The following is a 17,612-nucleotide window of genomic DNA, read 5'->3' as shown; positions in this document are numbered from 1 at the left end:
CAGAGCCGCTGCTCCGGCGCCGTCCGCGATAATCTCGGCACATGACCTCCTCCACCACCGCGCCCGCACCGACATGGGAGGCGCCGCTCGCCGGCGCCCCGCTGGACGCGACGGTCGAGATACCCGGCAGCAAGTCGCTCACCAACCGGCTCCTGGTGCTCGCGGCGCTCGCGGAAGGGCCCGGCACCCTGCGCGGCGCCCTGCGCAGCCGGGACGCCGACCTCATGATCCGCGCCCTGCGCACCCTGGGTGCCCGCATCGACGTGGGTGACCACCCGAGCACCCTCCACGTGACACCAGGCCCCGTGGCCGGCGGCACCGAGGTGGACACAGGCCTGGCCGGCACCGTCATGCGGTTCCTGCCCCCGTTCGCGGCGCTCGCCGACGGACCGGTCCGGTTCGACGGCGACCCGGAGGCCCGCGTCCGCCCGATGCTGCCCGTGCTCGCGGCGCTGCGCACCCTCGGCATCACGGTGCACGACCCCGAAGCCGGGCCGGGGTCCACCGACGTGCCCACCCACCTCCCGTTCACCGTGGAGGGTCGGGGCAGCGTGCTCGGCGGCGCCGTCGACGTCGACGCCTCGGAGTCCTCGCAGTTCGTCTCCGGCCTCCTGCTCGCAGCCGCGCGTTTCGAGCGCGGCCTGACCCTGCGGCACATCGGCGCCACGCTGCCGAGCCTGCCGCACATCGAGATGACGGTCGCCACGCTGCGCGACGCCGGCGTCGTGGTCGACGACTCGCGTGACGGCATGTGGGGCGTCTCCCCCGGGCCGATCGCCGCCCGCGACGTCCGCGTCGAGCCCGATCTCTCCAACGCCGCGCCGTTCCTGGCCTCCGCGCTGGTGGCCGGTGGCACCGTCCGTATCCCCGGCTGGCCGACGCTGACCACCCAGCCCGGGGCCATGGTTCCCGAGCTGCTGGAGCGCATGGGCGGCACCTACACCCTTGCCGACGGCATCCTCTCCGTGACGGGGACGGGTGAGATCCACGGGATCGACGTCGACCTGCGTGCCGGGGGCGAGCTCGCCCCCACCTTCGCGGCGCTGGCCGCGCTGGCGGACTCCCCCTCCAGGCTCCGCGGCATCGCGCACCTGCGTGGCCACGAGACCGACCGTCTGGCGGCGCTGGCCCGCGAGATCACGCGGCTCGGCGGACAGGCCGAGGAGACCCGTGACGGCCTGGTCATCACCCCCCGGCCGCTGCGCGGCGACGTCGTGCGCACCTACGCCGACCACCGCATGGCGACGTCCGCCGCGCTGCTCGGGCTGCGCGTGCCCGGCGTGCGGGTGGAGAACGTCGGCACGACGGCGAAGACGCTGCCCGACTTCACCGGTATGTGGCTCCGCATGCTCGGCTCGGCCTCCTGATGGGCGTCTGCTGATGGGCGTCTGGCTCATGGGGCCCGCCTGATGGGCCGCCGCGGCGTCGACGAGTCGGACTTCCACTCCCGCCCGTCCAAGCGCGGCTCGCGCCCCCGCACCAAGCAGCGCCCCGAGCACTCCGACGCCGTGACCGGCCTGGTCACCGGCGTGGACCGCGGGCGGTACACGCTCCTGGTCAAGGATGCCGATGCCGGCCCGGCCGGGCCGTCCGGGGAGAAGATCGTGACCGCGATGAAGGCCCGGGAGCTGACCCGCACGCGTGTGGTCGTCGGCGACCGGGTGGACGTCGTCGGCGACGTGTCGGGCGGCGAGGGCTCGCTCGCCCGGATCGTGCGCATCCAGGAGCGGACCTCGACGCTGCGCCGCACCGCGGACGACACCGATCCGTACGAACGGATAGTCGTCGCCAACGCGGACCAGCTGGTCATCGTCACGGCGCTGGCCCAGCCCGAGCCACGGACCGGCATGATCGACCGCTGCGTCGTCGCCGCCTACGACGCCGGCATGTCGGTCCTGCTCTGCCTGACCAAGGCCGACCTGGCCTCCCCCGACGTGCTGCGTGAGCTCTACGAGCCGCTCGGCGTCGAGGTGGTCGTGACCCGCCGGGAGGCGTCCAGCGACGAGGCCGACCGGGCGAACGTCGCCGGCCAGTCGGCCGGGGGCATGGTCCTGGCTCCCGAGTCGGTCGAGGAGGTCCGCGGCCGGCTGCGCGGCCTCGTGTCCGTGCTGGTCGGCCACTCCGGCGTCGGCAAGTCCACGCTGATCAACGCCCTGGTGCCGGACGCCAAGCGGGCGACCGGTGTGGTCAACGACGTGACGGGCCGCGGCCGGCACACCTCGACGTCCGCGGTCGCGCTCGCCCTGCCCGTGTCGCCGTCGGACGGCGAGCCCTCCGACGTCTTCGACGGCTGGGTGATCGACACCCCGGGTGTCCGCTCCTTCGGCCTCGCGCACGTCGAGGTGTCGCACCTGCTGCGGGCGTTCGACGACCTCGACGACGTGGCCCAGGAGTGCCCGCGCGGCTGCACGCACCTCGCGGACGCGCCGGACTGCGCGCTCGACGACTGGATAGCGGCTTCCCCGGAGGACGAACGGCCGGCCCGCGAGGCCCGGCTCACCTCGTTCCGCCGTCTGCTCTCGTCACGGACCGGCTCGGACGCCTGACCGTGACCGACAGCTCGCGCTACGGCGCGGTGGACGTGCAGTATCTGGACGACGGCGGGGCGCGGGCCGCGCTGGTCGTCGCCGAGGACGCGTCGTTCGCCACGCTGGTCGAGGAGCGCACCGTGCACGTCGAGACGGTCGCTCCGTACCGGCCCGGACACTTCTACGAGCGCGAGCTGCCCGCGCTGAAGCAGGTGCTGTCCGGCGTCGCGCCGCTGGGCCTGCTGATCGTCGACGGCTACGTGGATCTGGACCCGGCCGGGAGACCTGGGCTGGGCGCCCATGTGGCCGACGCCGGCCTCGCTCCCGTGGTGCTCGGTGTCGCCAAGACCCGGTTCCGCGCCGCGACTCATGCTGCCGAGGTGCTGCGCGGTCAGTCCGTCCGGCCGCTGTACGTCACGGCGTCGGGCGTGGCGCTTGAGGTCGCCGCCGACCTGGTGCACGGGATGGCCGGAGACGGACGGTTCCCTGATGCACTGCGCCGCGTGGACCGGCTGGCGCGTGGCGCGGCACCGGCCGAGCCCGCGCAAGGCTGAACCGCACCACGCGGCCGCGCCACCAGCTCAGGGCTGCAAGAACATCCAGCGGTGGCCCTCGACGTCCTCGGCGCGGTACAGCCTGCCGTACGGGGCCTTTTCGATCTCGGAGAGCAGTCCGGCGCCGGCCGCCTGCGCCCGGGCGAAGTGGGCGTCGATATCGGCCACGTGGACCAGCACCCCGTCGATCACCCAGGGCGTCGACAGCCACGCGTCCGCCGCCGTGCAGTGCTTGCGGTGCGCCGCCGGTCCTTCGTAGGAAGCGAGCTCCGACAACATCACGCGCCCGCCGCCGGCGTCGAGCTCACCGTGGGAGAGATGGCCGTCGTCATCCAGCCAGCGTTCCGCCTCGGTGAAGCCGAAGGCCTGGATGAGCCAGTCCATGGCGGTGACGCCGTCCTGGTAGGACAGCATGGGGATGACTGCGGGTACGGCGGCGGCTGTGGGTTCGGACATGACAGACCTCCTTGCTCTCGAACAAATGTACGAGTCTTTCGACGATCTGTCGAGCGAGGCCTGTCCGGTGCCCTTGCCCGCACGGTTGGCTACACGACCTGGAAGCCGAACAGCTCGACGGCCCACGGGTCCAGCCGGCCGGCCGACGGGCCGCCGTCGTCGGACCCGTCGCCGCTGAAACCGAAGAACTCCTGCAGCGCGTGCTCCCCCAGCACCAGCGGGTGGAAGGGGAACGGGTACGCGGTGCCGGCCGGCGCCGGGTGCCTGCCCGCCCAGAACGGCTCCTCGAACGCCATCCGGTCCCCGGTGTCCTCGAGCACCCCGTCGTCGGGTGACAGGCTCAGGGACCGCACCAGGGCGCCGTCCTGCCACACCGCGAAGGCGAACCAGTCGACGGCGCTGTGCATGGCGTGCAGGTAGAGCGTGCGGCCGAGGCTCGCGTCGACCAGGTGCGCGGGCAGCTGCGAGGGCCGGTCGAGCATGAGCGCCTGGTCGCACAGGACGTCCACCGCCGGCGTCGACAGCGCGCACGCCCGGCCCTGCGGTGGGAACACCGCGTCGCCGAGCTCCCACGGTTCCTCGCCGTCCGGCTGGATGCGTGCCGGCGGCCACAGCAGGCCGAGCAGCTCGGCCGCGCCCGCCTCGTCCGCGAACTCCGCCGCGTCCGCCAGCCCGTCCGCCACGTCGCCGTCCGCGTACACGAGCATCGCTGTCCTGGCGCCCATCTTGTCTCCTGCCCTCGACTGCGGTACCTACCCTCGGCGCCCCGCCCCGGCGCCGCACACGAGAGTACGGGCACCCGCCGACATCGCCACCGGACCCGCGTGCCTCGCCGGGGCTCGCGCACGGCCCAGCACACGGCAGACTGGGCACATGCGCATCTACGTGCCCGCAACGCTCGACGAGCTCGACGCCGTCACCCACACCTCCGCGGCTGCCCGCTGGACCGTCGCCCCGCGCCGCGTGCACGCCGTCACGAAGGACCTCGAGGCAGGTCTCCCCGACGAGGACGCCGAGGGGCTCGAGTACATCGCAGCGCTGAACGCCGCCGACGACTCCCTCGCGCTGATCGCCGGCCGTCCCGACGCCGCGCACCAGCGCGTGGTCATCACGGTCGAGGTGCCGGACACGGCCGTAGGCCCGGTCCAGGGCTCGGCCTCCGGCGACCCGGACGACGACGAGGCGGTCGCCTCAGAGGTCGAGGTCGTCAGCACCGTGGAGGGCGTGGCGATCGTCTGTGTGCACGTCGACGAGCTGGAGGCCGCCGCTGACATCGCGGACGTGCTCGCGGCAGCGGACGAGGAGAGCGACGCCGAGTCGACCGCCGACGTAGGCGCTGAGTCGGAGACCGCCCTGGACGCGGCGCTGCAGCGGGTCACCGACCGGGACCTGCTCTGGTACGACTGGAGCGAGATCAAGAACATCCCGCGCGGCTGAGCGGTCTCGACAGGCTCGGCCGGCGGTGCGGCGGGCACCGCGGATCGGTCAGGCCAGGTAGTCGAGCGCTTCCTTGTGCAGCTTGCCGTTGGTCGCGATGGCGTTGCCGCCCCACGGGCCCGGCTTGCCCTCGAGGGACGTGAACGTACCGCCGGCCTCGGTGACGATGGGTACGAGTGCCGCCATGTCGTACACCTCGAGCTCGGGCTCCGCGGCGATGTCGACCGCGCCGTCGGCCACCAGCATGTACGACCAGAAGTCGCCGTACCCGCGCGTGCGCGCGCAGGCCCGCGTCAGGTTGAGGAACCCGTCGAGCGAGCCGCGCTCCTCCCAGCCGCCGAGGGAAGCGTAGCTGAAGGACGCGTCGGCGATCCGGGACACACCGGAGACGGACATCCGCGAGGCGGCGGCCAGGGACTTGCCCGTCCACGCGCCCGAGCCCTTCGCGGCCCACCAGCGGCGGCCGAGCGCCGGCGCACTGACGAGACCGACGACCACCTCTTCGCCGTCGGCGAGGGCGATCAGCGTGGCCCATACGGGAACGCCGCGGACGAAGTTCTTGGTGCCGTCGATCGGGTCGACGATCCAGCGCCGAGCGCCGTTCCCGGCGGAGCCGTACTCCTCGCCGACGATCGCGTCGCGCGTGCGGGCCCGGGCGAGCTGACCGCGGATGAAGTCCTCGGCCGCCCGGTCGGCGTCGGTGACCGGCGTCAGGTCCGGCTTGGTCTCGACCTTGAGGTCCAGCGCCTTGAACCGAGACATGGTGATGGAGTCGACCTGGTCGGCGATCACGTGCGCCAGACGCAGGTCGTCGGCGTAGTTGTCCTTCGTCATGGCGGCCACGCCCACAACCTAGCGGCCCAGGTCATATTTTATGTCCTGGGCCGCGCCGATCCGGCGAATTGTTACGCGGCGGCTCCCGGGAGGTCGGAGCCGGGCCGTCAGACCGGGGCCGGCACCAGCTCCCGGACGCGGCTCGCGAGCCCCACGAACGCGGCCCGCGCCGGGGAGCCCGGGGCGCACTCGGCGAGCACCCGGCCCGCCAGCAGCGCGGCGTCGAGGCCCACCGGGTCGTCGGGCACCAGGTGCACGTCGTCGACCCCCGCGTACCGCGCGAGCGCGTCGCGGACCTGGGACTCGGCCCGGCGCCCGACGGCGGAGTCGCGGACGCGGTTCGCCACCACGAGCCGCGCCGCGGGCACGGGCACCGCGGCGTCACGCAGGTCCTCCAGACCCCGCACCAGGCGCTGCAGGCCGACCGGGTCCGCCCCGCCGACCACCACTACGATGTCGGCCGCCTGCAGGGCGCTCAGGGTCGCGCCGTTGCGCTGGGGCGCACGCGTGTCGTACATGAGGAGCTCGTCGGTCTCGAGGACCGGACCGCAGTCGACGACGGTCCACGCGGCGAGCTCGCGGCACCGCTGGAACACCATGTCCAGCGAGGCGGCGGGCAGCTCCGGCCAGCGAGACGCCCGGGTGATGCCCGTCAGCACCCGCACGCCGGGCAGCACCACCGGGCTGTGCCCGGCGAGCGTCACGACGTCGAGCACGCCCTGCCCGGCTGCGCGGGCCGCGGCCGCGAGGCCCGGTGCGTCGTCGAGCAGCCCGAGGCGAGAGGTCACCGACGACGCGTACGTGTCGGCGTCCGCCAGCAGGACCGTGCGCGCGCCGTTCGGCGGCGCCGCTGGACGCGGCCGGCGCAGCAGGCCGGAACGGCGCGGAGCGGCGGTCCCGACCCCGGCGAGGGCCGCGGCGAGCTCGATGGCGGTGGTGGTCCGGCCGGGCGACCCGACAGGACCCCAGACCGCGATGATCGTGCCGGGCCGGCCCCCGAGGTCCGGCAGGGCGGCCGCGGGTGCCGCTACCTCCGGCGCGTCGCCACGCACCGCGGCGACCAGGTTCTCCGCGTCCCCCTCGGCCACCACGACGTCGCACCCGAGCCCCGCGAGTCGTTCAGCGGGGGCCGCCCGGTCGTCGAGGGCCACGACCCGCAGGCCCGCGCCGCGCAGCCGCGCCACCGCCTCCCGGTCCAGGCCCGGCAGGTCCCCCGAGACGACGGCGGCCGTCCCCGCCCCGGCCTCGGCGGCCGCCAGAAGCTCTGCCAGCTCCGCACACCGGCGCGCCACGGTCACCTGCGGCTGAGCGCCGAGCACGGTGACGGCGTCCGCCTCCACCTCAGGCGTGTGCACCGCCACCAGCACGGTGACCGTCCGCTCCTCGCTCATCCGACGTCACCAGCCACCGGTACGACGGCGACCGTGCCGGCGTCCGACAGCGCGCTCAGCACCGTCGGGAGCGAGTCGGCCGGGACCAGGACGTGCAGGGTCACGGTGCCGTCCACGATCATCCCGCCCTCGTCGGCATCCACCTGCTCGACGACGACGTTCCGTGCGAGCGTGCTCGGCACCGGCTTGTCGTCGGCGGCGTCCGGCGCGATCGGTGCGATCGGTGCGTCCGGCACGAACCACAGGTCCACCACCGCCCCGGCCCGGATCCGGTCCGAGAGACCGGAGGCGACCGGCACCGCCACGGATCGGACGTCGGCATCGGCGCCGAGCGCGGTCAGCGGGACCAGCTCGCCGTCGTCCACCACACGGAGCACCACGAGGTCGGCGGGCAGCGGCTCGTCCGCAGGAAGGTATCGGCCCGTCCCGGCACCGAGCCGGACGTCCACGGCACGCAGCCCGTCGGCCGTGAGGGGCTCACCGGGTGTCAGCGCACCGTCCGCGACGAAGGCAGGGACGGTGCGGCTCGCCGACGAGACCACCCACGAGCCGAGCGCCACCGACACCGCGACGATGACGACGCCGGTCAGCAGGCGCGGATCACGCCAACGAGGTCGCCGCAGCCGCGTGGCCACCGGCTCGGGGAGAGCCTGACCCTGGCCCGGGGGTGCCGGGGCATACGTCATCTCGAACCTTCCGCGTACTTTGGTGGACTTTGGTTGGACCTTCGCGTACAACTTCGCGTACGAGTCGAAGCGACGATCCGGACAGAATGGCGCACAGCGTAGGCAGAGCGCCGGAACCATAGTGATCGAACGCCGCCGATCCGGCATCAGATAGACACTTCTTGTGGATAACCCCCTCATGTCGGTGTCTCGTGCCACACTGTTCCCATGGAAAAGCGCTTTCTCTCTCTGGCCGACGTGGTCGAGACACTGAACATCTCGATGGCCCAGGGCTACGCACTGGTTCGGACCGGCGACCTTCCCGCCATCCAGGTAGGCCCCAAGAAGGTCTGGCGCGTCGAAGCCGCAGAGCTCGAGGCATACATCGAGCGCATGTATGCAAAGAGCCGCGAACGACTCAAGGGCTCGGCGACCACGGACGCCTGAAAGCCCTCAGCTGTACACCGACGGGACCGGACGCACTCGATGCCGAGCGACACCGGTCCCGTTCTCCATTTGCGTTATTTGTTAAGGACCCTGAAGGGTCCTGAACGATTCAGGGCGCCTCGCTCACGACCAGCAAGGCACTGAACGGAACCAGGCGAGTTCCGCGGTCGTCGAGCACATCGATGTCCAGGTGGTCCCGCCCGACCCGCGCGATCCGGCCGCCCACGATGCCGCTCAGCGTGCGCACCGTGACACGTGCCCGGTCGCGCTGCAGCGCCCGTAGCACCGGACCCAGCCCCAGCGCGGCACGCCGCGACGTCGCCGGCGCCGCCTGACGGGCAAGCCCGTGCACCCCGGTGAGCGCCGCCAGCGGCACGAGGTGCTGGACGACCGGCTCGGGCCGGACGCCCTGCACCAGCGCCCACTCGTCCGCTGTCTCCCGGACGACGCCCCGCAGCGGGGCGCCGGCGAGCAGCTCCAGCGTCACCACCGCCCCGACGACGGCGCGGAACCGGTCCGCGAGCGTCATCGTCGCATGCTCGGCGCGCGTCATCTCGGAGACCAGCGCATCGGACTCCGCCGCCGACTGCGCACGGGCCTGCGCCTCGAGGTCCCCGAAGAGCGCCTCCCAGCGAGTGGGACCACCCGGGTGCATGAATGCCATGAGGCCACCCTGCGTCATCCACAGCCATCTCGCTCTCCGGTGGACACCCCAGCGGCACCGAGGTTGAATATCGGCCATCGGAAAACATCAAACACTATCAAACGGCCCTGAAGAGTTCGATGAGTTCAGTAGCCGACTACCGCAGGGGGAACCATGTCGAACAACGCCCTCCCAGGCACTCCATCGACGAGCGCTCGGCGCAGCCTGGCAGGCCTGGCCATCCTGGCCGTCGCGTTCACCGGTGCCGCCGGCGCGCTCGGCGTGCGCACCTGGCAGGTCGGTTCGGACCTGGGTGCCGCGCTCTTCCCGGTCGAGGACATCGTCGAGCTCGCGACAGTCGCTACCGGCACGCTGATGGCCGGCTGGGTCGGCCTGCACGCGTTCCTGGCCCTGGCCTGTGTCGTCGCGGGCCGCTGGGGTCCACGCTGGGCGGCAGGCGAACGAGCCGTCGCACTGCACGCACCGGCCTTCGTCCGTCGCCTCGCCCGCGCTGCCGCAGGGGCCGGTGTGGGACTCGCCCTCACTGTTCCCACTGCCATGGCGTCCGACCTTGCCTCTGGGACGGACCCGTCCGCGGGCGGCGGCACCGCCGTCGTCCTCGACCTCGGCTGGCAGCCGACCGAGCGGGTGGCGGCGGACCGGGCAGACGCCCGTGCGCCGAACCGCTCGGCGTCGTCGAGCCAGCGGCCGAGACCAGAACGGTTGTCGCTGGTCAACCGCGGCCAGCGCACCGGGACCGGACGTGAGCCGCTGGTCGTCGTCGAACCCGGCGACACGCTCTGGGCGATCGCGGCCGGCAGGCTCGCCGCCGAACAGGCCGGCACGCCCCTGTCCGACGCCGAGATCGCCGCCGCCGTCACGCGCTGGCATCACGCCAACCGTCAGACGCTGGGTGCGAACCCCGACCTCATCCGCCCCGGCATGGTGCTGCGGCAGCCCTGACCGGACGGCGGCCGGCCCATCACCGACCGCCCGCACTGACGCCCCGCCCCGTTCCGCCTCGCCCCAGGAGACACCATGACCACACTCCCGCAGGATCCGCCGGCACAGAGCACACCCGGTGGTGCCCGGCAGGCCCGGCCGATCCCGGCCGCCCGCCGGACGCCGGCGGCCCGTGCGGCCGCCCCGGCCAAGACCCCGACCACACCGATCCGTCGGCCCGCCACGCCGCAGGTCGGCCCGGTCACCGGCCCTGGGATCGGCCGGCGGTTGCGGCGCATGCGGATCGGCGGCACGCCGTACTCGGACCTGCAGAACGCGGCCGCGGCCCTGGAGGCAGTGACCGGCCGGCCGACCCCCGAGCCGGACCCGACCCTCCCCGACCCGACCGCGCAGGTGTGCCGCGTGGTCCGCGCGGCCGTCGAGGTACTGCGCGGCGAGCGGCCCGCGGCACAGCTCGCCCGCTGGGTCACCCCGCAGGTCTACGACCAGCTCCTGGAACGCGGAAGGCTCATGCGCGAGGCGCAGCAGAGCCGGCCGCCGCGGCCCAAGGCGCACGCGGCGACGGTCCGACGCGTGCGGATGGTGCGGCTCGGCACCTCGTCCGCCGAGGCGACGGTGATCCTGCACGACGAGGGCCGTGTCCGGGCAGCTGCGGTCCGGCTGGAGGCGCGGCGCGGGGTCTGGCGGGTAGCGGTCCTCGAGATCGGTTGACACGGACCCGGCCGGTCAGACCCACTCGATGATCAGGTCCGCCTCGTCCCGGGTCGCCGCGATCAGTTCCGCGTTGCGCTGGTCGGTGCCGCCGGCCCAGGCCTCGGCGTCGGGCAGCGGCTTGCCGTAGGCCTGGTGCCGGGCGACGAGGCGCCGCAGACGCTCGGCGTCCGGCAGGTCGACATACCAGACCTCCGCCATGTGGGCACGAGCCGTCGGCCAGGCGCCGCCGGGGGCGAGCAGATAGTTGCCCTCGGTGATGACCAGCGGCTCGTCGGCGACGACGGTGCCCGCGGCTATCGGTTCCTCGATCTCGCGGCGAAACTCCGGCGCGTAGACGGGCGGGTCGCCCGGGAGCCGGTCGGCGAGCCTGCGGAGCAGGGCGGCGTACCCGGCGTCGTCGAACGTGTCGACGGCGCCCTTGCGGTCGCGGCGGCCGAGTGCCTCCAGGACGGCGTTCGAGAGGTGGAAGCCGTCCATGCCGACCACGACGGCGGTACCGGGTGCCAGGCCCTCGACCAGCGCGGCGGCCAGCGTCGACTTTCCCGCGCCGGGCGGTCCGGTGATGCCGAGGACCCGCGCCCGCCCGCTGTGCGCGGCCTGGGCCGCCAGCTCCGCCGCCCGTCCGACGAGCTCGGCCGTGGTCAGGCGCACGTCAGGTTCTCCAGCCAGGAGCGGGGCCCGACGTACTGCACGCGGAGCGACGCCACCCGCACCGCCTCCTCGACGGCCGCCTCCAGGTCCGCACCGCGGGCGAGCGCCACGGCCAGTGCGCCGTGGAACGCGTCGCCGGCACCGAGCGTGTCACGCACGTCGACCTTCGGTACTTCGGTGGTGCCGTGCCGTCCATCGGCGTCGCACCAGGTCACAGGGTCCGGCCCGTGCGTGGCGACCGTGGCCCGGGAAGGCGCCACACCGGCCGGAGCGCGGAAGTCCGCCGACCGGGCGGTGACGTCAGCCAGCCCCATCAGATCGGCGAAGACGGGCCGCCAGCGGCCTGCGTCGAGCACGATCAGAGGGCGCGGCTCCAGGGCGTTCGCGTACGCGAGGACACTCCGCGCGAGATCCGGATGATGCCCGTCGAGCAGGACCACGGCGGGCCGCGGCAGTGTGTCGAGAGCACCTGGCGTGACGTCGACCCTCTCGGTCAGCATGGCGTCGGGCGAGACCACCGACCGGTCGCCCGTCGCGTCGTCGACCATCACCGCCGAGACGGCCAGCGGGATCTCGTGCCCCTCGGCGGTGTCGTAGATCTCGACGCCGTGCCGCTCGAGGTCACCGCGTGCCGCCGAACCGACCGGACCCGAGCCCAGGGCACTGATCAGCAGGGCCCGCGCCCCCAGCGTCGCGGCGGTGACCGCGGCGTTCGCGGCCGGGCCGCCCGCGGAGACGTCCTGACGAACGGCGGTGATCTTCTGGTTCGGACCCGGCCGAACGGCGCTGCGGTGGATCACATCGAGCGTCGCCAGGCCGGCAAACCAGCAGGTCACGGGCGTGTTTTTGTTGACTTTGGCTGGCACGTCGGGCATGTGCAGAGGCTACCTGTGAAACTGAGTGTCAGTGACCGAGGATTTGGTGTTGAAGTGACCGCAGCCGGGCCGGCGCGCCCGGGCCCTGTTCGGACCCACCGACGCGCCGGCCGACGACGAGACCTGCCTTCTGCGCTACCCGTACCGGGCTCAGACCTCGCCCTTCGGGTAGGCCCGCTCGGCGTAGACACGCAGCACGTCGCGGACGAACGTGGCACCTCCCGTGCCGCCGTAGTTCGCGGCGAACCGGTCGTCCGCCACATACATGTCGGCGAGCCCCAGCAGGTAGCCCTTGTCGGGGCGGCCCTGCTCGTGACCAGGCGTGCCCGGGACGGCGACGAGCCACGCCGCGTGCCGGGCGGCGATCGCCTGGGCCTCGTCCGATGCGGGGTCCAGGCCTGCTTCCCCGGCCTCGGTCCAGGCAGCGCTCAGTGCCTGCACCTCCGCCTTGAACCGGTCCTGCCCCTCCTTGCCGAGCCCGCGCCACCACGCGTCGCTCTTCGCGTACGCGTCGCGGCCCCACCGCTCGGTCACCTCCTGCTCGTACTGGGTGTGGTCGAATCCGTCGAGCATGTCCTTCGCCATGATGTCCTCCTTCGCTTCGGGGTCCTTCTCGAGAGCGGCGACCGTTCGTTCGACCGACGCGATCTGCCGCGCCAGCCGGTGCTGCTCAGCCCGCAGCGAGTCGAGGTGCCGGCGCAACGCCTTCGCCTCGTCCTGTTCGCTGTCGAGCACCTCGGCGATGTCGCCGAGGCCGAGACCGAGATCGCGCAGCAGCAGGATCCGCTGCAGCCGCACCAGGGCGGTGCGGTCATAGCGGCGTGGGCCGCTCGCCGTCGTCCGGACGGCGGGCAGGAGCCCTACCGCGTCGTAGTGCCGCAGCGTCCGGCTCGTGACGCCGGTCAGCCGTGCGATCTCTTGGATGGACCAGTGCATGTTCATCACCGTAGAGGTTGACGTCGCGTCAACTTCAAGCCCTGATCCCGAGAAATTTCGGCCGGATGCCACAGCTACCTGTGGATAACTCGGATCGCCCCTGCGCCCGCCCGTCGATACTGAAGCCATGACCACATCAAGTGACATCATCCCGGATCAACCGCTGACCGACGACGCAGCCCTGCTCGCGTTCGTGAGGTTCCTGCACGACGGCGTCACACCGCGCCGCCGCACGCTGTGGTTCGTCATGCTGGATCACCGGCGCTGCCCGCTGCCGGTGATCGTGCCGATCGACCACGTACCGGACGAGCCCGATGTGCTCATGGTGAGCAACCTGGGTCAGGCCTGGCACGAGATCCTGCGGGACGAGCCGGGCTCCTCGGTGGTGCTGATGCTCGAACGGCCGGGGCCGGCGGTCGCCTCGTTCGACGATCTCGCCTGGCGCGCGGCCCTGCGCTCGGCCGCGGCGGAGCACGGCATCACGCTCGCCGGATTCTTCCTCGCGACGGCGCACGGGGTCCGTCCCCTCACACCGGACTGACGGGTGCGGGCGGGTCCCCGGGTCAGCCCCGGAGCAGCTCCCACTCCTCGTCGGTGAACAGCCGGGACCGGATGAGGAAGCGCACACCCTCGGGTGCCTCCACGCTGAACCCGGCACCGCGGCCGGGGACCACGTCGATCGTGAGGTGCGTGTGCTTCCAGTACTCGAACTGGTTGCGGCTCATCCAGACCGGGACGGTGAACGCGGCACCGTCCGGCCCGACCGCGAGGTCGCCGAGGTGCACGTCGGCGTCACCGGTGATGAAGTCGCCGTCCGGGAAGCACATGGGCGACGAGCCGTCGCAGCAGCCGCCGGACTGGTGGAACATGAGCTCGCCGTGCTTGTCGCGCAGGCGCACGAGCAGCGCTGCCGCGGCGTCGGTCAGGGCGACCCGTGCGGGAGCCCCCTGGCGCGACCGGGCGTCCTTGGACATGGCGATCCTCCTCGTGTGGGGTGCGGTGTCAGACGTACAGGTCACCCGAGCGACCTGTACGTCTGACACGGGGGCTCGCTCCTAGAAGAAGCCCTGCTTGCCCTGCGCGTAGCTCACCAGCAGGTTCTTCGTCTGCTGGTAGTGGTCGAGCATCATCTTGTGGTTCTCGCGTCCCACGCCCGAGCCCTTGTACCCGCCGAACGCCGCGGCGGCCGGGTAGGTGTGGTAGCTGTTGGTCCACACCCGGCCCGCCTCGATCGAGCGCCCCGCCCGGTAGGCGTCGGCGCCGGACCGGGTCCAGACGCCGGCGCCCAGCCCGTACAGGGTGTCGTTGGCCAGCTTGATCGCGTCGTCGAAGTCGGCGAACTCCGTCACCGCCACGACAGGCCCGAAGATCTCCTCCTGGAAGATCCGCATGGAGTTCTTGCCCTCGAAGATCGTGGGGGTCACGTAGTACCCGCCCGCCAGGTCCCCGTCCAGCTCCGCCCGGAACCCGCCGGTGAGCACCTTGGCGCCCTCCGCCCTGCCGATGTCGAAGTAGCTGAGGATCTTCTCGAGCTGGTCGTTGCTCGCCTGCGCGCCGATCATCGTGTCGGTGTCGAGCGGGTTGCCCTGCTTGATCGCCTCGGTGCGCACGACGGCGTCGGCCAGGAACGACTCGTAGATGTCCGCCTGGATGAGCGCACGCGACGGGCAGGTGCACACCTCGCCCTGGTTGAGGGCGAACATCGTGAAGCCCTCCAGTGCCTTGTCGTAGAACTCGTCGTGCGCCGCCGCGACGTCGCTGAAGAACAGGTTCGGCGACTTGCCGCCCAGCTCCAGCGTCACCGGGATGATGTTCTGCGACGCGTACTGCATGATCAGGCGGCCCGTGGTCGTCTCGCCGGTGAACGCGATCTTGCGGATCCGGTGGGAGCTCGCCAGCGGCTTGCCCGCCTCCGCGCCGAACCCGTTGACGACGTTCACGACGCCCGGCGGGAGCAGGTCCGCGATGAGCTCCATCAGGTACAGGATCGACGTCGGCGTCTGCTCGGCGGGCTTGAGCACCACGGCGTTGCCCGCCGCGAGTGCTGGTGCCAGCTTCCACACGGCCATCAGGATCGGGAAGTTCCACGGGATGATCTGCCCGACCACGCCCAGCGGCTCGTGGAAGTGGTAGGCGATGGTGTCGCCGTCGATCTCGCTGATCGACCCCTCCTGCGCCCGGATCGCACCCGCGAAGTAGCGGAAGTGGTCGATGGCCAGCGGCATGTCCGCGGCCAGCGTCTCGCGGACCGGCTTGCCGTTCTCCCATGTCTCGGCGACGGCCAGCTCCTCGAGATGCTCCTCCATGCGGTCGGCGATCTTGTTCAGGATGATCGCGCGCTCGGTGGCCGAGGTACGCCCCCATGCGGGTGCCGCGCCGTGCGCGGCGTCCAGGGCACGGTCGATGTCGTCGGCGTCGCCGCGCGCGACCTCGGTGAACGTCCGCCCGTTCACGGGGCTGGGGTTCTCGAAGTACTGGCCGTTCGCCGGGGCCACGTACTCGCCCCCGATCCAGTGGTCGTACCTGGGCCGGAACGTGGCGATGGCACCTTCGGTACCCGGGGCTGCGTACACGGTCATGGTCTGCCTCCTCGCAGGTTCTCCCGTGCCCGTCGTCGGATGCCCGACGGCGGAGTCACGCCCGGATGCGGCGGTGCAACCGGGTGGGCCGAGGTTAGGCAGCGGGGCGTTGCATCGGGGTTGCAACCGGACCGTGACCTGGACCGGGCAAGCCGGGCCCATGGCGGAACAGATGGACACCAGAGGACGGATCACCCGGACGAGAGGCCAACCACCATGATTTCCGCACCCCGCACGACCCGCGCGTCCTGGTCCGCCGCGGCGATGCTGGCCGCGGCGCTCGCGCTCACGGGCTGCACGGCCGACGCCGGCGGGGAGGCCGAGCCCGCCGTCGACGCGGCGGGCTTCCCGGCGCCCGCTCTCGAGTCGCTGCGGGGCGCGGACGTCGCGCCACCGTCCGGCCGGGAGCCGGACGGCTCGGGCGAGGAGTACGACGACTCCACCGAGACGCCGTTCCAGGACGTCGCCACGAGCCCGCTGTCCACGTTCTCGGCGGACGTCGACACGGCGTCGTACTCGAACCTGCGCCGCCAGGTGAACCAGGGCGTCGCGCCGGAGGGTGTGCGCATCGAGGAGCTCGTCAACTACTTCGACTACGACTACCCGGCGCCCGCCCCGGGCGCGGAGCACCCGTTCTCGATGACGGCCCAGGTGGCGACCGCACCCTGGAACCCGGAGCACCAGCTCGCCATGGTGGGCGTGCAGGCCACGGAGGCGATCCCGACGTCGGAGGGCAACAACATCGTCTTCCTGCTCGACGTGTCCGGTTCGATGGACGAGCCGAACAAGCTGCCGCTGCTCGCCGAGTCGTTCGCACTGCTCGTGGAGCAGCTCGACGAGGACGACCGGGTGTCGATAGTGACCTACGCGGGCGACAACCGGGTGGTGGCGGACTCGGTCCCCGGTTCGGAGCACGGCGTGCTGGTGGATCACCTGCGCTCGCTGCGCGCGGGCGGGTCGACCGGCGGCGCGGACGGCCTGCGGACCGCGTACGAGCTGGCCGAGGAGAACTTCGTCGAGGGCGGCAACAACCGGGTGATCCTCGCGACGGACGGCGACTTCAACGTGGGCCCGTCGACCCCCGAGGAGCTCACGGACCTGATCGAGGCCGAGCGGGAGTCCGGGATCTACGTGTCCGTGCTCGGCTTCGGCATGTACAACCTGAAGGACAGCACGATGGAGGCCATCGCCGACCACGGGAACGGCAACTACGCCTACATCGACACCCTGGCCGAGGCACGCAAGGTCCTGGTGGACGAGTTCGGCTCCACCATGTTCGTGGTGGCCAAGGACCTGAAGCTGCAGGTGGAGCTCAACCCGGCGACCGTCTCCTCGTACCGGCTGATCGGGTACGACAACCGGCGCCTGGAGGACGCGGAGTTCGACGACGACACCAAGGACGCCGGCGACGTCGGTGCGGGGCACGCGGTGACCGCGTTCTACGAGCTCGTCCCGGCCGGCGGCGGTCCCGGCACGGACCCCGGCTCCGACGGCGACGACCTGAAGTACACCGAACGGGAGGTCGGCACGAGCGACGACTTCATGACCGTGCACGTCCGGTACAAGACACCGGACGGTGACGAGCCCGGCACGAGCACCGAGGTCGAGCTTCCCGTCGGCGCGGACGCGTTCACGTCGGCGCCGACGGCGGACTTCGTCTTCGCCTCCGCCGTGGCGGAGCTCGGGCTGATCGCCACCGCGTCGGAGTACCGGGCCGACGCGAGCCTCGACGCCGTCCGGGAACGTGCGTCGAGCGCTCTGGGCCGCGACCCGTACGGCCTGCGGGCGGAGTTCGTCGATCTGGTCGACGCCTACCGCCGGGTGGCGTGATCCCTGCTACGCGTCAAATGCACTGCCGTGGGCATGGACGCTCAATGCATTGGCCTGATCGGAAAGGCCGTGCACGGTGACAAAGAGGCCTGGAAATCGTGGAAAGAGG

At 72.2% G+C, this 17,612-nt stretch carries 20 protein-coding genes; 9 read left to right on the top strand and 11 right to left on the bottom strand.

Annotation, left to right across the window (positions count from 1 at the left end; genetic code table 11):
- The first annotated feature begins 41 nt into the window (after positions 1-41).
- The 3 genes from aroA to ACQEVI_RS17125 are packed head-to-tail and all read left to right on the top strand — an operon-like array spanning position 42 to position 3,082.
- Complete coding sequence (aroA, locus tag ACQEVI_RS17135) at positions 42-1,367, top strand: 3-phosphoshikimate 1-carboxyvinyltransferase (protein WP_432900926.1); 1,326 nt, start codon at positions 42-44, stop codon at positions 1,365-1,367.
- Between the two features lie 42 nt (positions 1,368-1,409).
- Positions 1,410-2,546 carry a ribosome small subunit-dependent GTPase A gene (rsgA, locus tag ACQEVI_RS17130; RefSeq protein WP_432900924.1) on the top strand — a complete coding sequence of 379 codons (1,137 nt, stop codon included), beginning with the start codon at positions 1,410-1,412 and terminating at the stop codon, positions 2,544-2,546.
- Between the two features lie 2 nt (positions 2,547-2,548).
- Entirely contained in the window at positions 2,549-3,082 is a 534-nt protein-coding gene (locus ACQEVI_RS17125; protein WP_432900921.1) for an endonuclease V, read from the top strand.
- Positions 3,083-3,109: 27 nt separating this feature from the next.
- On the opposite strand, the gene ACQEVI_RS17120 is transcribed toward ACQEVI_RS17125, so the two are convergent.
- Together ACQEVI_RS17120 and ACQEVI_RS17115 are read right to left on the bottom strand one after the other, a co-directional pair.
- On the bottom strand, positions 3,110-3,538 hold the full coding sequence (locus ACQEVI_RS17120) for a VOC family protein (RefSeq protein WP_432900919.1): 429 nt from the start codon (positions 3,536-3,538) through the stop codon (positions 3,110-3,112).
- An 89-nt stretch (positions 3,539-3,627) separates the two neighbouring features.
- On the bottom strand, positions 3,628-4,263 hold the full coding sequence (locus ACQEVI_RS17115) for a DUF6928 family protein (RefSeq protein WP_432900917.1): 636 nt from the start codon (positions 4,261-4,263) through the stop codon (positions 3,628-3,630).
- A 148-nt stretch (positions 4,264-4,411) separates the two neighbouring features.
- Between ACQEVI_RS17115 and ACQEVI_RS17110 the strand changes: the two genes are divergently transcribed.
- Entirely contained in the window at positions 4,412-4,975 is a 564-nt protein-coding gene (locus tag ACQEVI_RS17110; RefSeq protein ID WP_432900915.1) for a DUF6912 family protein, read from the top strand.
- Between the two features lie 48 nt (positions 4,976-5,023).
- Here the strand turns inward: ACQEVI_RS17110 and hisN are convergent, their stop codons facing one another.
- The 3 genes from hisN to ACQEVI_RS17095 form a co-directional block, all read right to left on the bottom strand.
- On the bottom strand, positions 5,024-5,809 hold the full coding sequence (hisN, locus tag ACQEVI_RS17105; RefSeq protein WP_432905975.1) for a histidinol-phosphatase: 786 nt from the start codon (positions 5,807-5,809) through the stop codon (positions 5,024-5,026).
- 107 nt (positions 5,810-5,916) lie between these two features.
- Positions 5,917-7,200: an AAA family ATPase gene (locus ACQEVI_RS17100; protein ID WP_432900912.1), complete on the bottom strand. Its 1,284-nt coding sequence runs from the start codon at positions 7,198-7,200 to the stop codon at positions 5,917-5,919.
- Complete coding sequence (locus ACQEVI_RS17095) at positions 7,197-7,886, bottom strand: hypothetical protein (protein ID WP_432900910.1); 690 nt, start codon at positions 7,884-7,886, stop codon at positions 7,197-7,199. The genes ACQEVI_RS17100 and ACQEVI_RS17095 overlap by 4 nt, the downstream gene beginning before the upstream one ends.
- A gap of 207 nt (positions 7,887-8,093) precedes the next feature.
- Between ACQEVI_RS17095 and ACQEVI_RS17090 the strand changes: the two genes are divergently transcribed.
- On the top strand, positions 8,094-8,312 hold the full coding sequence (locus ACQEVI_RS17090; RefSeq protein ID WP_116673897.1) for a helix-turn-helix transcriptional regulator: 219 nt from the start codon (positions 8,094-8,096) through the stop codon (positions 8,310-8,312).
- Positions 8,313-8,421: 109 nt separating this feature from the next.
- Here ACQEVI_RS17090 and ACQEVI_RS17085 read toward each other — a convergent pair whose 3' ends face one another.
- On the bottom strand, positions 8,422-8,976 hold the full coding sequence (locus tag ACQEVI_RS17085; protein WP_432900908.1) for a hypothetical protein: 555 nt from the start codon (positions 8,974-8,976) through the stop codon (positions 8,422-8,424).
- Positions 8,977-9,129: 153 nt separating this feature from the next.
- Here ACQEVI_RS17085 and ACQEVI_RS17080 point away from each other — a divergent pair, with 153 nt between their 5' ends.
- Complete coding sequence (locus tag ACQEVI_RS17080) at positions 9,130-9,918, top strand: hypothetical protein (RefSeq protein ID WP_432900907.1); 789 nt, start codon at positions 9,130-9,132, stop codon at positions 9,916-9,918.
- Between the two features lie 75 nt (positions 9,919-9,993).
- Complete coding sequence (locus ACQEVI_RS17075) at positions 9,994-10,629, top strand: Rv3235 family protein (RefSeq protein WP_432900905.1); 636 nt, start codon at positions 9,994-9,996, stop codon at positions 10,627-10,629.
- Between the two features lie 15 nt (positions 10,630-10,644).
- On the opposite strand, the gene ACQEVI_RS17070 is transcribed toward ACQEVI_RS17075, so the two are convergent.
- The 3 genes from ACQEVI_RS17070 to ACQEVI_RS17060 all read right to left on the bottom strand — a co-directional run bounded on the left by ACQEVI_RS17070 (position 10,645) and on the right by ACQEVI_RS17060 (position 13,094).
- Positions 10,645-11,283, bottom strand: coding sequence for a nucleoside/nucleotide kinase family protein (locus ACQEVI_RS17070; protein WP_432900903.1), 639 nt, complete (start codon positions 11,281-11,283; stop codon positions 10,645-10,647).
- Complete coding sequence (locus ACQEVI_RS17065; protein WP_432900902.1) at positions 11,274-12,119, bottom strand: PfkB family carbohydrate kinase; 846 nt, start codon at positions 12,117-12,119, stop codon at positions 11,274-11,276. Before ACQEVI_RS17065 ends, ACQEVI_RS17070 begins: the two co-directional genes overlap by 10 nt.
- Before the next feature lie 189 nt (positions 12,120-12,308).
- Entirely contained in the window at positions 12,309-13,094 is a 786-nt protein-coding gene (locus ACQEVI_RS17060) for a MerR family transcriptional regulator (protein ID WP_432900900.1), read from the bottom strand.
- Positions 13,095-13,221: 127 nt separating this feature from the next.
- Between ACQEVI_RS17060 and ACQEVI_RS17055 the strand changes: the two genes are divergently transcribed.
- Entirely contained in the window at positions 13,222-13,635 is a 414-nt protein-coding gene (locus ACQEVI_RS17055; RefSeq protein ID WP_432900898.1) for a hypothetical protein, read from the top strand.
- Between the two features lie 22 nt (positions 13,636-13,657).
- On the opposite strand, the gene ACQEVI_RS17050 is transcribed toward ACQEVI_RS17055, so the two are convergent.
- Positions 13,658-14,068, bottom strand: a complete 411-nt coding sequence (locus ACQEVI_RS17050) for a DUF779 domain-containing protein (RefSeq protein WP_432900896.1) — start codon at positions 14,066-14,068, stop codon at positions 13,658-13,660.
- Positions 14,069-14,149: 81 nt separating this feature from the next.
- A complete protein-coding gene (exaC, locus tag ACQEVI_RS17045) occupies positions 14,150-15,673 on the bottom strand; it encodes an acetaldehyde dehydrogenase ExaC (protein ID WP_432900895.1) in 1,524 nt (507 codons plus the stop codon).
- 216 nt (positions 15,674-15,889) lie between these two features.
- Between exaC and ACQEVI_RS17040 the strand changes: the two genes are divergently transcribed.
- The gene (locus ACQEVI_RS17040) at positions 15,890-17,503 is read left to right on the top strand and encodes a vWA domain-containing protein (protein ID WP_432900893.1); all 1,614 of its coding nucleotides are present in this window, start codon (positions 15,890-15,892) and stop codon (positions 17,501-17,503) included.
- Positions 17,504-17,612 lie beyond the last annotated feature (109 nt).

It is taken from the genome of Promicromonospora sp. CA-289599, from assembly GCF_050936155.1.
Lineage (GTDB): Bacteria > Actinomycetota > Actinomycetes > Actinomycetales > Cellulomonadaceae > Promicromonospora.
This window is presented reverse-complemented; position numbering and strand designations above follow the sequence as displayed.